The following is a 17,045-nucleotide window of genomic DNA, read 5'->3' on the forward strand; positions in this document are numbered from 1 at the left end:
ATCGTGGGACTGGGGATGGTACGAGCGAACCCGGGCCCGCGGTAGCGCGATTCATGCGAGAAACCGCGTATCGGGTTTGCGTCCGGCGTGGGCAATACTGGCCCGCGATGCCCCCGGCCGAACCCGCCGTCCCCGACCCTGTGGCCGCCGCCGGGCACCGTCCCGGCGCGGCCGCCGACCGGCGGCGCTGGCGCCGGGTGCTGCTGTGGAGCCTGATGATCGGCCTGCTGGCCGTGGCCCAGGCCCTGCTGGTGGCCCTGGTGCTGGTGTACGAGGATTCGCGTGCCCAGGACCGCACCGAGCGGGTCGCCGCGGCGTCGGCGGCCGAGCTGCGCCAGCTGCTGCTGCGCAGCCTGCAGACGATGCAGATCCTGGTCTGGAGCGAGCGCAGCCCGCAGCAGTGGCGCGCCGCCTCGGCCGACCTGCTCGGCGTGCGGCCGGAGCTGGTGCGCGTGGAACTGCGCGACGCCGGTTTCAACATCCTCGACGCGGTGCAGGCGCCGCACCTGCAGACGATGTTCAGCGTGATCCCGCGCCCGTCGCAGAGCCTGGAGGCGCAGGCCGCCTGCGACGACGCGCGCCGCACCGGCTCGCCGGCCTACTCGCGCAGCTACTTCGCGCCTCTGGTCGGCGGCGGCGGCAAGGAGCTGATGGACCTGTGCGTCGTGCTCGACGGCGAGCAGGGCGGCATGCTGGTGGCCACGTTCTCGCTGCAGGAGCTGCTGGAGGCCGCGCTGGTGTCGGACCCCGAGCGCGCGCACGAGCTGTCGCTGGTCGAGGGCGACGGCGCCCGTCTCGCCCGGGCCGGTACCGCCCGCGGCGCCGGTGTCTACCGCGCCGAGCGGGTGGTGGACCTGCCCGGCGTCAAGCTGCAGCTTCGCGCCGACAGCCGCGACGGCCGCCCGCACCTCATCCCCAACCTCAGCGTGGCGCTGGTAGTGGGCCTGTCGCTGGCGCTGATGGCCCTGGTGCTGATGCTGGCGCGCGACGTGCGCCGCCGCGCCGCCGCCGAGGAGCGCCTGGCCGAGGCGCTGGCGTTCCGCAAGGCGATGGAGGACTCGCTGGTCACCGGCCTGCGCGCGCGCGACCTGGAAGGCCGCATCACCTACGTCAACCCGTCCTTCTGCCGCATGGTGGGCTTCGACGCCGACGAGCTGCTCCGCGCGGGGGTGCCGCCGTACTGGCCGCCCGAACGCGTGGAGGAGTACACCGCGCGCCAGGCGCAGCGCCTGCGCGGCGGCAGCGCCGACGCGCGCATCGGCTACGAGACGGTGTTCATGCACAAGAGCGGCGAGCGCATCCCGGTGGTGATCTACGAGGCGCCGCTGGTGGACAGCAGTGGCCGCCAGACCGGCTGGATGAGCGCCGCGGTGGACCTGACCGAGCAGCGCCGGATCGAGGAGCTGTCGCGCCAGCAGCAGGACCGGCTGCAGGCCACCGCGCGCCTGGCCACCGTGGGCGAGATGGCCTCGCTGCTCAGCCATGAGCTGAATCAGCCGCTCGCGGCCATCGCCAGCTATGCCAGCGGCTCGCTCAACCTGCTGGAGGACGGCAGCCCGCCCGACCCGGCCGACCGCGAGATGCTGCGCCAGGCGATGACGCGCATCGCCGAGCAGGCCGACCGCGCCGGCCGCACCATCAAGAGCGTGCACGACTTCGTGCGCCGGCGCGAGCAGGCCCGCGAGGCCGTGTCCACCACGGTGCTGGTGGACGCCGTGATGCCGCTGGTGCGCCTGCAGGCACGCAAGAGCGGCACCCGCATCGACGTCGAGCAGCCCACGCCGGCGCCGCGCGTGATGGCCGACCGCACCATGGTCGAACAGGTGCTGCTCAACCTCACCCGCAACGGCATCCAGGCGATGGAGGGCGCCGACACGCCGCCCGAGCGCCGCGTGCTGCAGATCCGCGTGCGGTCGGTCAATGCCGACTGGGTCGAGTTCTCGGTCGTCGATGCCGGCCCGGGCATCCCGCCGGACGTGGCGCAGCGCCTGTTCACGCCCTTCTTCACCACCCGCAGCGAGGGCATGGGCCTGGGCCTGTCGCTGTGCCGCACGGTGGTGGAACAGCACGGCGGCGCGCTGGACTTCGACACCGGCCTCGGCGGCACGCGCTTTCGCTTCACCCTGCGCAGTGCGCGCTGACGGGGCGCTTCCGCGATACTTGTCCCATGCACACGCCGCTCGGACTGCCGATGGTCTACATCGTCGACGACGAGGACGTGCTGCGCGACGCGCTGGCCTGGCTGCTGCGCACGCGGCGCCTGCTGTCGGAGGCGTACGCCAGCGCGGAGGCATTCGAGGCCATGCTCGACGCGCGCCCGCCCGGGCCCTGGCCGACCGCGCCGTCGTGCCTGCTCTTGGACGTGCGCATGCCCGGCATGAGCGGCCTGGCGTTGTTCGACCGCCTGGTCGAGCGCGGCCTCACGGCCAGCCTGCCGGTGATCTTCCTCACCGGCCACGGCGACGTGCCCACGGCGGTGGCGGCGGTCAAGCGCGGCGCCTTCGACTTCGTCGAGAAGCCGTTCTCCGACAACGCGCTGGTCGACCGCATCGAGCAGGCGCTGGAGGCCAGCCGCAGCGGCCTGGAGGGCCGGCGCGAACGCGACAAGGTGGCGCAGGCCCTGGCCGAGCTCACCGAGCGCGAGCGCGAGGTGATGCGGCTGGTGATCGACGGCAAGCCCAACAAGCTGGTGGCCGACGCGCTGGGCATCAGCGTGCGCACGGTGGAAGTGCACCGCGCCCGCGTGTTCGACAAGATGAAGGTGCGCTCCGCGGTGGAGCTGGCCAACCTGCTGCGCGCTCAGGATGCCGGCGCGGGGTAGCGAACCTCGATCACCTCGATGCGCTGCGGGCCCATCGGCGTCACCAGGGTCACCTCGTCGCCCACCCGCGCCTTGAGCAGCGCGCGCGCCACCGGCGACACCCAGCTCACCTCGCCGGCCAGGTTGTCGGCCTCGTCGATGCCCTTGATCGTCACCGTGCGCTCCTCGCCGGACTCGTCGGCATAGGTGACCGTGGCGCCGAAGAACACCTGGTCGCGGCCATGGTGCAGCGCCGGGTCGGCCACCTCGGCGATGTCCAGCCGGCGCGTCAGGAAGCGGATGCGGCGGTCGATCTCGCGCAGGCGCTTCTTGCCATAGAGGTAGTCGCCGTTTTCCGAGCGGTCGCCGTTCTTGGCCGCCCACGACACGGTCTCCACCACCTTGGGCCGCTCCTCGTCGAGCAGGCCCAGCAGCTCGGCGCGCAGCCGGGCATAGCCGGCCGGGGTGATGTAGTTGCGGGCGCCCGCGGGCAGTGGCGGCAGGGCCGACGCGCCGTCGTCGTCGTCCTGGTCGCCGTCGCTTTCCCGGGTGAAGGCCTTGTTCACGCTGCTGGCGCCGCCGCAAAGGACAACGGGCTACGAACTCACGTTCGTAACCCGTTGTGGATGTTGGCGCGGCTGGCAGGATTCGAACCCACGACCCCTTGGTTCGTAGCCAAGTACTCTATCCAACTGAGCTACAGCCGCGAAGGGGCGAGAGTATAGCAGGCGCTAAAGTCCCCCCATGACGGACCTTTCCCACGAGTCGCTGGACTGGGCTCGCCGCCTGCTTCGGTTCAACACGGTCAGCCGTGAATCCAACCTGCCGCTGATCGGGTGCATCGCCGATCACCTGCGCACGCTCGGCGTGCCGGTGCGCCTGACCTACGACGAAGACCGGCGCAAGGCCAACCTGTTCGCCACCCTCGGCGCGGGCAAGCCCGGCGGCGTGATCCTTTCCGGCCACACCGACACCGTGCCCTGGGACGGCCAGGCTTGGACGCGCGACCCGCTGGGTGCCGAGCTGGCCGACGGCCGCCTGTACGGTCGCGGCAGCGCCGACATGAAGGGCTTCATCGGCCTGGCGGTGGCCCAGGCACGGCGCTACCTCGAGGCCGACGCGCCGTTCGCCATCCACTACGCGTTCTCGTACGACGAGGAGACCGGCTGCTTCGGCGTGCCGCACCTGATCGCCGACCTGCGCGACGCCGGCATCGCCCCGCGCCTGTGCTTCGTCGGCGAGCCCACGGGCATGGTGCCGGCCGTGGCGCACAAGGGGGTGTTCCGCTGGCGCTGCTGCATCAAGGGCAAGCCCGCGCATTCGTCGCTGACGCCCAGCTCGGTCAACGCGATCGAGGCCGGCGCGCGGCTGGTGACGCGCATTGCCGACATGGGCGAGCGCTGGCGCGCCGAGGGCCCGTTCCACGAGGGCTTCGACGTGCCCTTCAGCACCACCAGCGTGGGCGTGATCAACGGCGGCATCGCCGACAACGTGGTGCCCGAGGACTGCAGCTTCCACTACGAGTTCCGCAACCTGCCCGGGCACGATGCGGACGCGATGCAGCGCGCGGTGCGGCAGGCCGCCGCCGCCCTGGAGCGGCCGATGCAGGCGGTGGACGCGTCCACCGGCTTTCGCTTCGAGACGATCTGCGCCGTGCCCGACTTCCTGGCGCGCGCCGACGAGCCCGCGCTGGCCTTGGCGCAGCGCCTGGCCGGCACCAGCGACACCACCCTGGTGGCCTTCGGCACCGAGGCCGGCCTGTTCCACCGCGCGGGCATCTCCACCGTGGTGTGCGGGCCCGGCTTCATCGCGCAGGCGCACCAGCCCGACGAGTTTGTCAGCCTGGAACAGCTGGCGCACTGCGAGCGCTACCTCCAAGCCCTGGCGGGGCCGGGCGTCGCGGCGTCGATCGTCTGAGGCGGGGTCAGCGCACCGCCATCGCGGCGCGCTCGCAGTCCAGCGCGCGCGGCTCGTCGCCCTCGGCGCGTGCCAGCTGGGCCAGCCGGCGCCAGGCGTCGCGCCGCGCGTCGCCGGCCAGCGTGGGCGCCACCGCCGCGCGCTCCAGCGGCGCCCGCGCCTTGCCCCACAGGCCGCGCTCGGCATAGGCGCTGCCCACCACGGCCTGCACCGCGGGTTCCAGCGGCAGGGCCTGCTCGGCGCTCTGCAGTCGCGGAAGCCAGTCCGGGCCCAGCCCGTCCAGGTTGCGCGCCAGCGCCAGGGCCACGGCCTCGCGCTCGTCGCGCGGCAGCTCGGCCAGCCGGTCCCAGCTCGGCTGCAGCCATTGCCGGCCCAGCGCATGCGCGCCGAAGCCCGCCGCGCGCCGGGCGGCGCGCGCGGCCACCAGGGGGTCGAGATGGTCCAGCGAGTCGAGCTGCTGCCAGGCGCGCTGGAGTTGGTCCGCGTCGCGGGCGGCGTCCAGCGCCTCCACGGCCAGGGACCGCAGCAGGCCCTGGGCCGCCACCGGCGAGAACGCCTGGTGCTTGGCCAGCAGGCGCGCCGTGCGCAGTGCCTCGCCCGGATCGCCGGCCAGTCGCTGGGCCTGCAGCTTCAGGCGCAGCGCCTGGGTGCGACGGGCCACGCCCGGCGGCAGCGCCGCCAGCACGGCCAGCGCCTTGGCCGCGTCGCGGTCGTCCAGCGCCCACTCGGCCGCCAGCAGGGCCAGCGCGTCCTCGGAGCCGCGCGCGCCGCTGCGCGGCAGGCGCTGCAGCTTTTCCAGCCGCGCCACCTGGCGGTCGCGCTGCGGGCGGTCCTGCAGCCGGTGCAGGCTGGCGCCGGCCAGCAGATGCGCCAGCGCGCGCGTCGAGTCCTCGCCGGTCGCGTCGGTGGTGGCGTCGAGGATGGCGATGGTGCGGGCCGCGGCCTTGTGAGCGCGGCCGTAGCGCGCGCCGAAGTACTCCAGCAGCGCCTCGCGCAGCGCCGCCTGCGCAGCCCGCTCGCGGCGGTGGGTGCGCCATTCCCGCGCACGCTCGGGCAGGGTGAGCAGCGACTGCAGGCCGCGCATCACCACCACCAGCGCGAGGCAGGTGCCCAGCAAGCCCAGCACGAACAGGTTGAGCGACAGGTCCAGGCGCCAGCCGCTCCAGTACAGGCTGACCAGGCCGTCGTTGCGGCCGAGCGTGGTGGCGGCCACCACGGCGGCGATCGCCACCAGCACCAGCCAGATCGCGGAACGCATCGGCGCGCTCCTCTCAGCGCCCGGCGGCAGCCGCCGCCAGGGCCGACAGCGACTCGTCCGGCCGCGGCAGCGCCGACTGGCGCGCCTGGGCCCCCACCTGCCGCAGCAGGTCCGTCACGGCGGTCACGCGCTTGGAGCTGCGGTCGAAGTAGCGGTCGATCGACGCCTGCGCCTCGCGCAGGTCGGCCTGGGCGATCTCGAACTGGCGCGCGAACAGCGCCAGCCGGGCATTGAGCAGGCGCAGCTTGAGGTTCTCGCGCACGAAGAACTGCTGGTCCGGCGCGATCAGCGCGCTGTCGGCCGGCTCCACCCGGGTCACGCGCACCAGGGCGCGCAGCTCGTCGCCCACCTGGGTGGCCACGCTGCGCCACCACGCCGACGCGCGGGCGCGCCAGTCGCCCGTTGCCGGCGCGGCGGCCGAGGCCGCTGCGCTCGCCGCCGCCGGCGCCGCGCCGGCGGCGCTGCCGGCCGGGGCGGTGGCGCGGGCCGCGCCCGGGCGCGGGGCCTGGGCCAGCATCGGCAGGTCGTCGACCTGGCGCACCGCCTCGTCGATGCGCGCCGTCAGCGTGGACACGTCCACCAGGCCGAGCGCGCGCGTGCGCTCGAGGTCGCGCTGCACCGCGCGCCGCACCCGCTCCAGGCGCGGCTGGTTGTAGCGCGCCAGGCGCTCGTCGGCCTGGCGCAGCGTGGCCAGCAGCGGCTCGGCGCTGCCGGTGATTGCGCTTTGCTGCATCGCCACGCGGATCGCCGCTTCCACGTCGGCCACCACGTTCTCGTCGCGCGAGCGCGCCACCGACTGCAGCAGCTCCTCCACCTGCGACCGCTGCATCGCCGCCTCGGCCACGCGCGCCTCCAGCAACGCGGACTTGGCCGCCGCGTCGCGCGACTGGTCCTGCGCGGTGCGGGCCAGCGCGCGGGCCTCGGCGGCGTCGCGCTGGCTCGCGTCCTGGCGCTGCACCAGCTCGCGCTCGAGCGACTTGATGCGGCGCTGCGAGTCCCAGGCGATGGCCAGTGCCAGCGCGGCCAGCGCGATGGCCAGCAGGGCGATCCACGCCGGCAGGCGGCGTGGGGCAGGGGGTGCGGGTGCTGCAGGAGCCGAGGCTGCCGCCGCGGCAGCGTCGACGAGAGGCGTGTTCACGATGACGCCGATTCTACGGAGCCGCCTCTTCCAGGCCGCGCAGCGCGGCCACCACCGCCCCGATCGTGGGGGGGGCCAGCGCCACCCGGCCGAAACCGGCGTCGCGGGCGCGCCCGGCGATGCGCTCGTGCGAAGCCAGTGCCCGGGCCTCGTGCCACGCCGCGCCCGGCAGCAGGTGTGCCAGATGGCCCACCGCCTCGCCGCTGCTGAGCAGCCACACGTGGCGCCCGGGGGCGGCCAGCGCCGCGGCGGCCAGGGCGCGTTCGGCGTCCGTCCAGCGCGGCAGGCTGCGCCGGTAGGCCTGGACGAAGTCGACCCTCGCACCGGCCCCGCGCAGCGCCTGCGCGAACTCGTCGCGGCCGCCGTCGCCACGCACCACCAGCACCGAGCGTCCGGTCCAGTCCTCTGCCGAAAGCCGCGCCCACAGGCCGGCCGAGTCGTAGGGCGGGGTGTCGGGCGCCACGCAGGCCGCGGCGGGCACCCCGGCGCGGGTCAGCGCCTCGACCGTGCCCGGGCCGGTGGCGCCGGCGCGCAGGCCGTCGGGCCATGGCAGCCCGTCGGGCCGGGCGCCGAAGAAGCCCTCGACCGCATTCGGGCTGACGAACATCGCCAGGGCCCGACCCGCGAGGCCGTGCCACTGGGCCTGCAGCGCGGCCCGGTCGTCGGCGCCGTCGGCGGGATCGATCGCCAGCAGCGGCAGTGCCCGGGCGTCGAAGCCGGCCTCGCGCAGCCGCTGCACCCACGCACCAGCCTGGGCCGCGGGCCGAGTGACCAGCACCGTGGGCCCCACCGTGGTGCCTCAGGCGCCGGCGGCGAGGTAGTCGGCGGCGCCCTGTCGGCGCAGCAGGTCCACGGCCGAGGCGCCCAGCGCCTCGGCGGCCGCGGTGTCCGTCACCGCGGCCTGCACCCGGGCCTGCAGCAGGGCCCGCGTGGGCGCCTTGGCGTCGCCGAGCGCGGCGTCCAGGCGCAGCGTCGCGCCGTCCCAGGTGGCATGCGCGGCCAGCGGCACCGAGCAGCTGCCGCCGAGCCCGCGCGACACCGCGCGTTCGGCATGCACCGCCAGCCAGGCGGGGCGGTCCACCAGCGTGCCCAGCGCGTCGCGCAGGGCGGTGTCGGAGGCGCGCACCTCGATGCCCAGCGCGCCTTGTCCGGCCGCCGGCAGCATCTGCCCGGCGTCGAAGCGGGCGCGGATGCGATCGGCCAGGCCCAGGCGCATCAGCCCGGCGGCAGCCAGCACGATCGCGTCGTAGTGCCCCTCGTCGAGCTTGCGCAGCCGGGTGTCGAGGTTGCCGCGCAGCGGCTCGATGCGCAGGTCGGGCCGGCGCGCGGCGATCTGCACCACGCGGCGCAGGCTCGAGGTGCCGACGCAGGCGCCGGCCGGAAGATCGTCGAGCGAGGCGTGGCGCGGCGAGACGAAGGCATCGCGCGGGTCCTCGCGCTCGAGCACCGCGGCCAGCGCGAAGCCCTCGGGCAGGTCCATCGGCACGTCCTTGAGCGAGTGCACCGCGAGGTCGGCCCGGCCTTCCTCCAGCGCCACTTCCAGCTCCTTGACGAACAGGCCCTTGCCGCCCACCTTGGACAGCGCCCGGTCGAGGATCTGGTCGCCGCGCGTGGTCATGCCCAGCAGTTCCACCTCGACGCCGAAGCGCGCGGCCAGCAGGGCTTGCACATGTCTTGCTTGCCACAGCGCCAGGCGGCTTTCGCGCGTGGCGATGGTCAGGCGTCGACCGCTCAGGAGGGTGTCACGGGGCGAGCTCATGCGGCCATTATCTGGCCCGCGGGCGCGCTTGGTAACATCGATTCCCGTAACCAGATTACACCGCGCCGAAGCGCCCGACCGCCATGCCGCGACCGCCTGCCCGCACCGCCTCCGGCGCTTCCCGTGCCGCCCGCGCCGAACGCGCCGATGCCGACGCCGCCGCCAAGAACCGGCCGCTGATGGAGGACATCCGGCTGCTCGGCCGCATCCTCGGCGACGTGATCCGCGAGCAGGAGGGCGCCGAGGCCTTCGAGCTGATCGAGCGCGTGCGACAGTTGTCGGTGGCCTACCGGCTCAAGCGCGATGCGTCCGCCGGCCGCGTGCTCGACCGCCTGCTGAAGAACCTGAGCGGCGACCAGACAGTGAGCGTGATCCGCGCCTTCAGCTACTTCTCGCACCTGGCCAACATCGCCGAGGACCGCCACCACGTGCGGCGGCGCGAGGTGCACGAGCGCGAGGGCCACCTGCAGGAAGGTTCGCTCGCGATGGCGCTGGAGCGCCTGTTCGACACGGGCATCCGCGCCGGCGAAGTGGCCTCGACGCTGCAGCAGGCCCACATCAGCCCGGTGCTGACGGCGCACCCGACCGAGGTGCAGCGCAAGAGCATCCTCGACGCCGAGCGGGCGATCGCCGAACTGGTGGGCGAGCGCGACCGCTTGGCCACCGAGCGCGGCCGCGAGGACAACGAGGCCCTGCTGCGCGCGCGCGTGACCCAGCTCTGGCAGACGCGGATGCTGCGCCCGGTGAAGCTGACCGTGGCCGACGAGATCGAGAACGCGCTGTCCTACTACCAGGCCACGTTCCTGCGCGAGATCCCGCGCCTGTACCGCGACCTGGAGCGCGCGCTGCACGGCCACGAGGTGCCGTCGTTCCTGCGCATGGGCCACTGGATCGGCGGCGACCGCGACGGCAACCCCAACGTCGGCGCGCACACGCTGGAGCTGGCGCTGTCGCGCCAGGCCGAGGTGGCGCTGCGCCACTACCTCACCGAGGTGCATGCGCTGGGTGGCGAGCTGTCGATCTCGCAGACGCTGGCCCCGGTGAGCCCGGCGATGCTGGCGCTGGCCGAGCGCAGCCCGGACCGCAACCCGCACCGCGAGGACGAGCCCTACCGTCGCGCGCTGATCGGCGTCTACGCGCGCCTGGCGGCGACGCTGCAGGCGCTGACCGGCACCGAGGCGCTGCGCCACGCGGTGGCGCCGCAGAACCCGTATGCCACGGCGGACGAGTTCCTGGCCGACCTGCGCACGGTGGAGGCGTCGCTGCACCACCACCATGCCAGCTCGCTGATCGCGCCGCGCCTGGCGCCGCTGATGCGTGCCGTGCAGGTGTTCGGCTTCCACCTCGCCACGATCGACCTGCGCCAGAGCTCCGACCAGCACGAGGCGGTGGTGGCCGAGCTGCTGCGAACGGCGCGCATCGAGGACGACTATGCCGCGCTGGACGAGACCGCCCGGCGCCGCTGCCTGATGGCGCTGCTGTGCGACGCGCGCCCGCTGCGCGTGATGGGGCACGACTACAGCGAGCTGGCGCGGGGCGAGCTGGCGGTGTTCGAGGCCGCGCGCCGCGCGCTGGCCACCTTCGGCCGCCACGCGATCCGCCACTACATCATCTCCCACACCGAGGAGGTGAGCGACCTGCTGGAGGTGCTGCTGCTGCAGAAGGAGTGCGGCCTGATGCGCGGCACGCTCGACCGCGACGCCCAGGCCGACCTGATCGTGGTGCCGCTGTTCGAGACCATCGGGGACCTGCGCCAGGCCGAGCCGATCATGCGCGCCTACTACGAGCTGCCCGGCGTGCTGCCGATGATCCTGCGCAGCCGCGTCGGCCCGCATGCCGAGCAGGACATCATGCTCGGCTACAGCGACAGCAACAAGGACGGCGGCTTCTTCACCAGCAACTGGGAGCTCTACCGCGCCGAGACCGCGCTGGTGGCGCTGTTCGAGCCGCTGCGCCAGGCGCACGGCCTGCGCCTGCGCCTGTTCCATGGCCGCGGCGGCACGGTGGGCCGCGGCGGCGGCCCGAGCTACCAGGCGATCCTGGCGCAGCCGCCGGGCACGGTGAACGGCCAGATCCGCCTGACTGAGCAGGGCGAGGTGATCGCCTCCAAGTACGCCAACCCCGAGATCGGCCGGCGCAACCTGGAGACGCTGGTGGCGGCCACGCTGGAAGCCACGCTGCTGCACCCGACCAAGAGCCCGCCCAAGGCCTTCCTCGACGCCGCGGCGGAACTCAGCCAGGCCAGCTACGACGCCTACCGCGCCCTCGTCTACGGCACGCCGGGCTTCACCGACTACTTCTTCGAGGCCACGCCGATCCGCGAGATCGCCGAGCTGAACATCGGCTCGCGCCCCGCGTCGCGCAAGGCCGGCCGCCGCATCGAGGACCTGCGCGCCATCCCCTGGGGCTTCTCGTGGGGCCAGTGCCGCGTGGCCCTGCCGGGCTGGGCCGGCTTCGGCAGTGCCATCGAGTCCTGGCTCGGCACCTCCGCGCCGCGCCGGCGCGAGCGGCTCGCGCTGCTGCAGAAGATGCATCGCCAATGGCCGTTCTTCCGCACGCTGCTGTCCAACCTGGACATGGTGCTGGCCAAGAGCGACCTGCGCATCGCCGCGCGCTACGTGGAACTGGTCGAGGACAGGAAGCTTGCGCGTCGCATCTTCGCGGCGGTGCAGGCCGAGTGGACGCGCACCGACGAGATGCTGTCGCTGATCACCGGCGACAAGGCACGGCTGGCGTCGAACCCCGCGCTGGCGCGATCGATCGAGCACCGCTTTCCCTACCTGGACCCGCTGAACCACCTGCAGGTCGAGCTGATGCGGCGCTACCGCCACCCGAAGGCGGGTGACCCGGGCGTGGAGCGCGTCAAGCGCGGCATCCACCTGTCGATCAACGGCATCGCGGCGGGCCTGCGCAACACCGGCTGAGCCACGGCGCTGGGCTGCGTGGGAATCGCCACGCCGCGGGCCATGCGGCCGGGCCGGGTCAGCCGGCCGCCAGCGCCTCGCGCACCGCGCTCACCTGCCGCCGCGACACGGCCAGCCACTCGCCGGTGACGGCCACCTGCACGGCCCAGCCGGGCTCGGCGTCGTCGCCGTCGTCCTCGTCGTCCTGCAGGCGGCGCCGCTCCAGCGCCCGCATCGCGTGGCGCGCCACCAGCGCATTGCGGTGCACGCGAAGCACCTGGTCGCCCAGGCGCTGCTCCAGGTCGGTCAGCGAGTCGTCGAGCAGGTAGCTGCGCACGCCGGTGCGCAGCGTTACGTACTTCAGTTCGGCCTTCAGGTACAGCACCTCCGACAGCGGCACGCGCACCACGCGACCGCGCTCGCTGACCACCAGCACCGGTCCCGCGGGCGCGGCGCCCGCCGCCGCGGGCGCAGGCCGGCGCCGTGCCGCGCGGTCGAGCGCCGCGAAGAGGCGGTCGCGCTTGACCGGCTTGGTCAGGTAGTCGGCGGCGTCGAGGTCGAACGCCGCCAGCGCATGCTCGCCGTGCGCGGTGACGAACACCACCACCGGCGGCTGCTCGGCGCGGCGCAGCTCGGCGGCCCACTCCAGCCCGGTGGCGCCCGGCATCTGGATGTCCAGCAGCACGAGGTCGGCGCCCTGCTCGCGCAGCGCCTCCATGCCCTGGCGCACGTTGGCGCACTCGCCCACCACCTCGCAACGGGGGTCGAGACAGTCGCGCACCAGCGTGGCCAGCCGGCTGCGCGCCAGCGCCTCGTCGTCGACGATCAGCACCCGCAGCGGCGCCGCGCCGGTCATGCGCGCTCCCCGATCGGCACCACGATGCGCACGCGCCAGCGCCCGTTGTAGGGGCCGGCCTCGAACTGCGCGTCCAGGTCGTGCAGCAGGCGCAGGCGCTCGCGCACGTTGGCCAGCGCCACGCCGTGGCCCGGGTTCGGCGCGGCCGAGCCGTCCGGCAGCGAGTTGTCGATCACGATCTCGGCGCGACCGAGCTGGGCCCGCGTGCGCACCCTCACCAGGGCGCCCGCCTCGGCCGGCTCGACGCCGTGGCGCACCGCGTTCTCCAGCAGCGGCTGCAGCGCCAGCGGCGGCAGGCGGGCCGCGTCGGCCGCGGGGTCGAGCTGCCATTGCAGGCGCAGCCGGTCGCCGAAGCGCAGCGACTCGATGGCGAGATAGCGCTGCGCGAGGTCGATCTCGGAGGCCAGCGTGGTGGTGCCGCTGCCGCCGCTTTCGAGCGCCACGCGGAACAGTTCGGCCAGGTCCTCCAACACGCCTTCGGCGCGCACCGGGTCGCTGCGCACCAGCGAGATCGCGGTGTTGAGCGTGTTGAACAGGAAGTGCGGCCGGATGCGCGACTGCAGCTCGGCCAGCCGCGCCCCGGCGTCGGCCGGCGAGCGGGCGCGCTCGCGCGACTGCAGCCACAGCGCCAGCGGCAGCGCCAGCGCCGCCCCCGCCAGCGGCAGCGCCCACAGTCGCAGCGGCGACGGCTCGATCAGCCCGAGCGCCTGCACCGGCCACGCGCCGGCCGTCGCGAGCACGGCCCCCAGCGCCATCAGCGCGGCGGCGCGTCCGGCCGGCGCGAGGCGAGCGATGGGACGCCGCAGCGCGCAGGTCAGTCCCAGCCACAGCAGCGTGGCCGGCAGCGCCACGGCCAGCGCCGGGCCCAGGGTGGCCAGCGCCTGCAGCCCGGTGTCGCTGGCCAGCAGCACGCCGATGAGCACCGTGCCGCTGACGGCCAGCAGCGCCCGCAGCGCCAGCGCACCGTGGCACACGTCGAAGGCCGCGCCGTCGTGCGCCGCGGCGGCGCGGCGCAGTTCCGCCGTCGGCTCCAGCGTCGACAGCGTGGACAGCGGTGCGGGGGCGGTCTCGGGCGGCGGCATCTCGCGGCGGTGCGTCGATAAAATGGGCGCAGCCTCTCCAGGGGGCGCGCTTCATTGTCATACACGGCCGCCGGGCCGGCACGGATGTCACACGATCCCAAACACGACCCGCTGGCCAACAAGTCACAGGCCTGGTCGGCCCTGTTCTCCGAGCCGATGAGCGAGCTGGTGCAGCGCTACACCGCCAGCGTGCCCTTCGACCGCCGCCTGGCCCAGGCCGACATCGCCGGCAGCCTGGCGCACGCGCGCATGCTCGCCGCCCAGGGCGTGATCTCGGCCCAGGACCTGGCCGACATCGAGCGCGGCATGGCGCAGATCCGCGCCGACATCGAGGCCGGCACCTTCGAGTGGAAGCTCGAACTGGAGGACGTGCACCTCAACATCGAGGCCCGGCTCACGGCCCTGGTGGGCGACGCGGGCAAGCGGCTGCACACCGGCCGCTCGCGCAACGACCAGGTGGCCACCGACGTGCGCCTGTGGCTGCGCGGCGAGATCGACGCGCTGGCGCCGCTGCTGGCGCAGATGCAGCATGCGCTGCTGGACATGGCCGAGCCGCACACGCAGACCATCCTGCCCGGCACGACGCACCTGCAGGTGGCCCAGCCGGTGAGCTTCGCGCACCACCTGCTGGCCTACGTGGAGATGTTCTCGCGCGACGCCGAGCGCCTGGCCGACGTGCGGCGCCGGGTCAACCGCCTGCCGCTGGGCGCGGCGGCGCTGGCCGGCACGTCCTACCCGCTGGACCGCGACCGCGTCGCGGCGGAACTCGGCTTCGACGGCCTGTGCATGAACAGCCTGGACGCGGTGAGCGACCGTGACTTCGCGATCGAGTTCTGCGCCTGGGCGGCGATCACGATGATGCACGTGTCGCGGCTGGCCGAGGAGATCGTGCTGTGGATGAGCCAGAACTACGGCTACATCGATCTGGCCGACCGCTACTGCACCGGCAGCTCGATCATGCCGCAGAAGCGCAACCCGGACGTGGCCGAACTCGCGCGCGGCAAGACCGGCCGGGTGTACGGCCATCTCACCGCGATGCTGACGCTGATGAAGGGCCAGCCGCTCACCTACAACAAGGACAACCAGGAAGACAAGGAGCCGCTGTTCGACGCCGTCGACACGCTGGCGGCCACGCTGCGCATCATGGCCGAGATGGTGCGCGGCATCGTCGTCAAGCCCGACGCCATGGAGCGCGCGGCGCGCCGCGGCTATGCCACCGCCACCGACCTGGCCGACTACCTGGTGAAGAAGGGCGTGCCCTTCCGCGATGCGCACGAGGTGGTGGCCGCCGCGGTCAAGGCCGGCCTGCAGCAGGGCGTGGACCTGTCCGAGCTGCCGCTGGCCACGCTGCGCGGCTTCCATGCCGCGATCGACGCCGACGTGTACGAGCGCGCGCTCACGCTGCGCGCGTCGCTCGACGCGCGCAAGGTGGCCGGCGGCACCGCCCCCGAGCGCGTGGCCGAGCAGATCGCCGCCCACCGGCGGCGCCTGGGCTGAGGCGCAGAACGGGGGCGCGGGGATGCGGCGCGCCATGACCTACGAGCGCCGCCACCAGCGGCCGGCCACGGCCGCGCACTTCGCGCACCGGATGGCCTGGCACGGCGGCTTCGCGCTGCTGCTGGTGGCGCTGTCGCTGGCGGCCGGCATGGCGGGCTACATGGCGTTCGAGGGCCTGGCGCCGATCGACGCCTTCCTCAACACGGCGATGCTGCTGGGCGGCATGGGCCCGGTGGACGTGCCGCGCACGCCGCAGGGCAAGCTGTTCGCGGGCCTGTTCGCGCTATACGCCGGCCTGGTGTTCATCGTGACCGCGGCGCTGGTGTTCACGCCGGTGCTGCACCGGGTGCTGCATCGGTTCCACTGGAGCGAGGACGACGAGCCACAGAAGCCGGCGGGACGCCGTCGCTGACCGCCGTGGCGGCCTGTCTGCGCGGGCCGTGGCGCCAGCTCAGCCGCCGAACAGCCGCTCCATCTCGCGCCGCAGCTCGAGCGCGCGCGACGCGGGCATCTGCACGTCGGCCCAGGTCAGGCTGCGGCCCGCGGGCACCGGCCGCACCACCTTCACGTCGTGGGCCAGGCCCAGCGGCAGCCCGCCCGCGCCGTCCAGCGTGCGCGACGTGGCCGCCGGCAGCAGCTTGCCCCACACGGTGTAGCCGCCTTCGCCGTCGAGCATCTCGCCGGGCTTCAGGTCGCGCTTGGCGGTGGCCACCACGTCGGCGTTCCAGCCGCGTGCCACGCCGGTGGGCTCGCCGCGCAGCGCCACGCTGGCCACCGACAGGCCCACTTCCAGCCCGATCAGGTGCCAGCGCTTGTAGAGCGTGAAGTAGCGGCCGCTCGGGTCGGTGTGGGCGTTGTACTCCTCGAAGCAGTGCTTCACGTAGTCGGTCTCGGCCTCCACCGTGACCCACACGCCCATGCGGATGTCGTAGCGGATGACGCGGCCGTCGCGCTCCAGGCTGGAGATCACCTCGACCATGCCCTTGCGCTCGAGCACGCCGCCCTCGGCCACCGGGCGCGTCACGAAGGGGATGTCCTCGACGCTGGCCGGCGGGTACTTCAGGCCGTCCGACGGCACGGCCAGGCCGGTGGCGTTGGACACCGCGGTGGACTCGATCGACGGCTTGCTGCCGTCGAGGAAGCTGTTGAACATCTTCGGGTTCAGGCCGCCGCGCTCGGCCTGCTCGGGCGTCAGGCCGTAGTAGCCCCACACCGTCTCGGGCGTGCTCTGCGCGAAGTGCGGCAGCCACTTGTGGCCGCGGCCGGCCGCCACCACCGGGAAGCCGCAGGTGCGGGCCCAGTCGACCAGGTCGCAGATCATCGCCGGCTGGTCGCCGTAGGCCAGGCTGTAGACCACGCCGGCCTCGGCCGCGCGCCGCGCCAGCAGCGGGCCGCAGAAGGCGTCGGCCTCCACGGTGACGTTGACGACATGCTTGCGCTGCCCGATCGCGGCCAGGATGTGGTCCACCGCCGCCACCGGCGCGCCGGTGCACTCGACCACCACGTCGATCTCGGGCAGCGCGACCAGCGCCTGCCAGTCGTCGGTGACCCAGGTGCTGCCCTCGCGCAGTGCGGTCTGCACCGACGCGGCGGCGCAGCGCTCGGGCGCCCAGCCCACGCGCGCCAGGTTGCGCCGCGCCGCGGCCGGGTTCAGGTCCGCGATGGCCACGAGGTGCACGCCCGGCGTGCGGGGCACCTGCGCGAGGTACATCGAACCGAACTTGCCGGCGCCGATGAGGCCGACCCGGACGGGACGGCCCGCGGCCGCGCGTTGCTGGAGCTGGTGGTGCAGGCTCATCGATCGCTTCCGGTGTGACGACGCGCCAAGCGTAGGT

General features: G+C 73.9%; 14 protein-coding genes and 1 tRNA gene. 6 read left to right on the forward strand and 9 right to left on the reverse strand.

Annotated elements, in window-relative coordinates:
• The first annotated feature begins 107 nt into the window (after positions 1-107).
• Both AC2EAQ_RS11060 and AC2EAQ_RS11065 read left to right on the forward strand, forming a co-directional pair.
• The gene (locus tag AC2EAQ_RS11060; RefSeq protein WP_484643481.1) at positions 108-2,141 is read left to right on the forward strand and encodes a sensor histidine kinase; all 2,034 of its coding nucleotides are present in this window, start codon (positions 108-110) and stop codon (positions 2,139-2,141) included.
• Between the two features lie 26 nt (positions 2,142-2,167).
• Positions 2,168-2,821, forward strand: a complete 654-nt coding sequence (locus AC2EAQ_RS11065) for a response regulator transcription factor (RefSeq protein WP_484643487.1) — start codon at positions 2,168-2,170, stop codon at positions 2,819-2,821.
• Here the strand turns inward: AC2EAQ_RS11065 and greB are convergent.
• Together greB and AC2EAQ_RS11075 are read right to left on the reverse strand one after the other, a co-directional pair.
• Positions 2,800-3,366 (reverse strand): transcription elongation factor GreB, encoded by a 567-nt coding sequence (greB, locus tag AC2EAQ_RS11070; protein WP_484643490.1) that lies wholly within the window; start codon positions 3,364-3,366, stop codon positions 2,800-2,802. The genes AC2EAQ_RS11065 and greB overlap by 22 nt on opposite strands.
• A 64-nt stretch (positions 3,367-3,430) precedes the next feature.
• Positions 3,431-3,507: transfer RNA gene (locus tag AC2EAQ_RS11075), tRNA-Arg, on the reverse strand.
• A gap of 37 nt (positions 3,508-3,544) precedes the next feature.
• Between AC2EAQ_RS11075 and argE the strand changes: the two genes are divergently transcribed.
• On the forward strand, positions 3,545-4,717 hold the full coding sequence (gene argE / locus AC2EAQ_RS11080; protein ID WP_484643495.1) for an acetylornithine deacetylase: 1,173 nt from the start codon (positions 3,545-3,547) through the stop codon (positions 4,715-4,717).
• 7 nt (positions 4,718-4,724) lie between these two features.
• Here argE and AC2EAQ_RS11085 read toward each other — a convergent pair whose 3' ends face one another.
• From AC2EAQ_RS11085 to hemC, 4 genes are read right to left on the reverse strand one after another with little or no spacing between them, the layout of a single operon-like run.
• Positions 4,725-5,975, reverse strand: coding sequence for a heme biosynthesis HemY N-terminal domain-containing protein (locus AC2EAQ_RS11085; RefSeq protein ID WP_484643499.1), 1,251 nt, complete (start codon positions 5,973-5,975; stop codon positions 4,725-4,727).
• A 13-nt stretch (positions 5,976-5,988) separates the two neighbouring features.
• Positions 5,989-7,113 carry a uroporphyrinogen-III C-methyltransferase gene (locus AC2EAQ_RS11090; RefSeq protein WP_484643505.1) on the reverse strand — a complete coding sequence of 375 codons (1,125 nt, stop codon included), beginning with the start codon at positions 7,111-7,113 and terminating at the stop codon, positions 5,989-5,991.
• 13 nt (positions 7,114-7,126) lie between these two features.
• Complete coding sequence (locus tag AC2EAQ_RS11095; protein WP_484643509.1) at positions 7,127-7,891, reverse strand: uroporphyrinogen-III synthase; 765 nt, start codon at positions 7,889-7,891, stop codon at positions 7,127-7,129.
• A 21-nt stretch (positions 7,892-7,912) separates the two neighbouring features.
• The gene (hemC, locus tag AC2EAQ_RS11100) at positions 7,913-8,872 is read right to left on the reverse strand and encodes a hydroxymethylbilane synthase (protein ID WP_484643513.1); all 960 of its coding nucleotides are present in this window, start codon (positions 8,870-8,872) and stop codon (positions 7,913-7,915) included.
• A gap of 83 nt (positions 8,873-8,955) precedes the next feature.
• Here hemC and ppc point away from each other — a divergent pair, with 83 nt between their 5' ends.
• Positions 8,956-11,796, forward strand: coding sequence for a phosphoenolpyruvate carboxylase (gene ppc, locus AC2EAQ_RS11105; protein WP_484643523.1), 2,841 nt, complete (start codon positions 8,956-8,958; stop codon positions 11,794-11,796).
• Between the two features lie 58 nt (positions 11,797-11,854).
• Here ppc and AC2EAQ_RS11110 read toward each other — a convergent pair whose 3' ends face one another.
• Together AC2EAQ_RS11110 and AC2EAQ_RS11115 are read right to left on the reverse strand one after the other, a co-directional pair.
• A complete protein-coding gene (locus AC2EAQ_RS11110; RefSeq protein ID WP_484643528.1) occupies positions 11,855-12,631 on the reverse strand; it encodes a LytR/AlgR family response regulator transcription factor in 777 nt (258 codons plus the stop codon).
• Complete coding sequence (locus AC2EAQ_RS11115; protein ID WP_484643533.1) at positions 12,628-13,713, reverse strand: sensor histidine kinase; 1,086 nt, start codon at positions 13,711-13,713, stop codon at positions 12,628-12,630. The genes AC2EAQ_RS11110 and AC2EAQ_RS11115 overlap by 4 nt, the downstream gene beginning before the upstream one ends.
• Positions 13,714-13,797: 84 nt before the next feature.
• Here AC2EAQ_RS11115 and argH point away from each other — a divergent pair, with 84 nt between their 5' ends.
• Together argH and AC2EAQ_RS11125 are read left to right on the forward strand one after the other, a co-directional pair.
• Complete coding sequence (argH, locus tag AC2EAQ_RS11120; protein ID WP_484643537.1) at positions 13,798-15,210, forward strand: argininosuccinate lyase; 1,413 nt, start codon at positions 13,798-13,800, stop codon at positions 15,208-15,210.
• Between the two features lie 34 nt (positions 15,211-15,244).
• On the forward strand, positions 15,245-15,622 hold the full coding sequence (locus AC2EAQ_RS11125; RefSeq protein WP_484643540.1) for a hypothetical protein: 378 nt from the start codon (positions 15,245-15,247) through the stop codon (positions 15,620-15,622).
• Between the two features lie 39 nt (positions 15,623-15,661).
• Here AC2EAQ_RS11125 and AC2EAQ_RS11130 read toward each other — a convergent pair whose 3' ends face one another.
• A complete protein-coding gene (locus AC2EAQ_RS11130) occupies positions 15,662-17,008 on the reverse strand; it encodes an NAD(P)H-dependent oxidoreductase (RefSeq protein WP_484643542.1) in 1,347 nt (448 codons plus the stop codon).
• Between the last annotated feature and the right edge of the window lie 37 nt (positions 17,009-17,045).

It is taken from the genome of Aquabacterium sp. T101, from assembly GCF_057219775.1.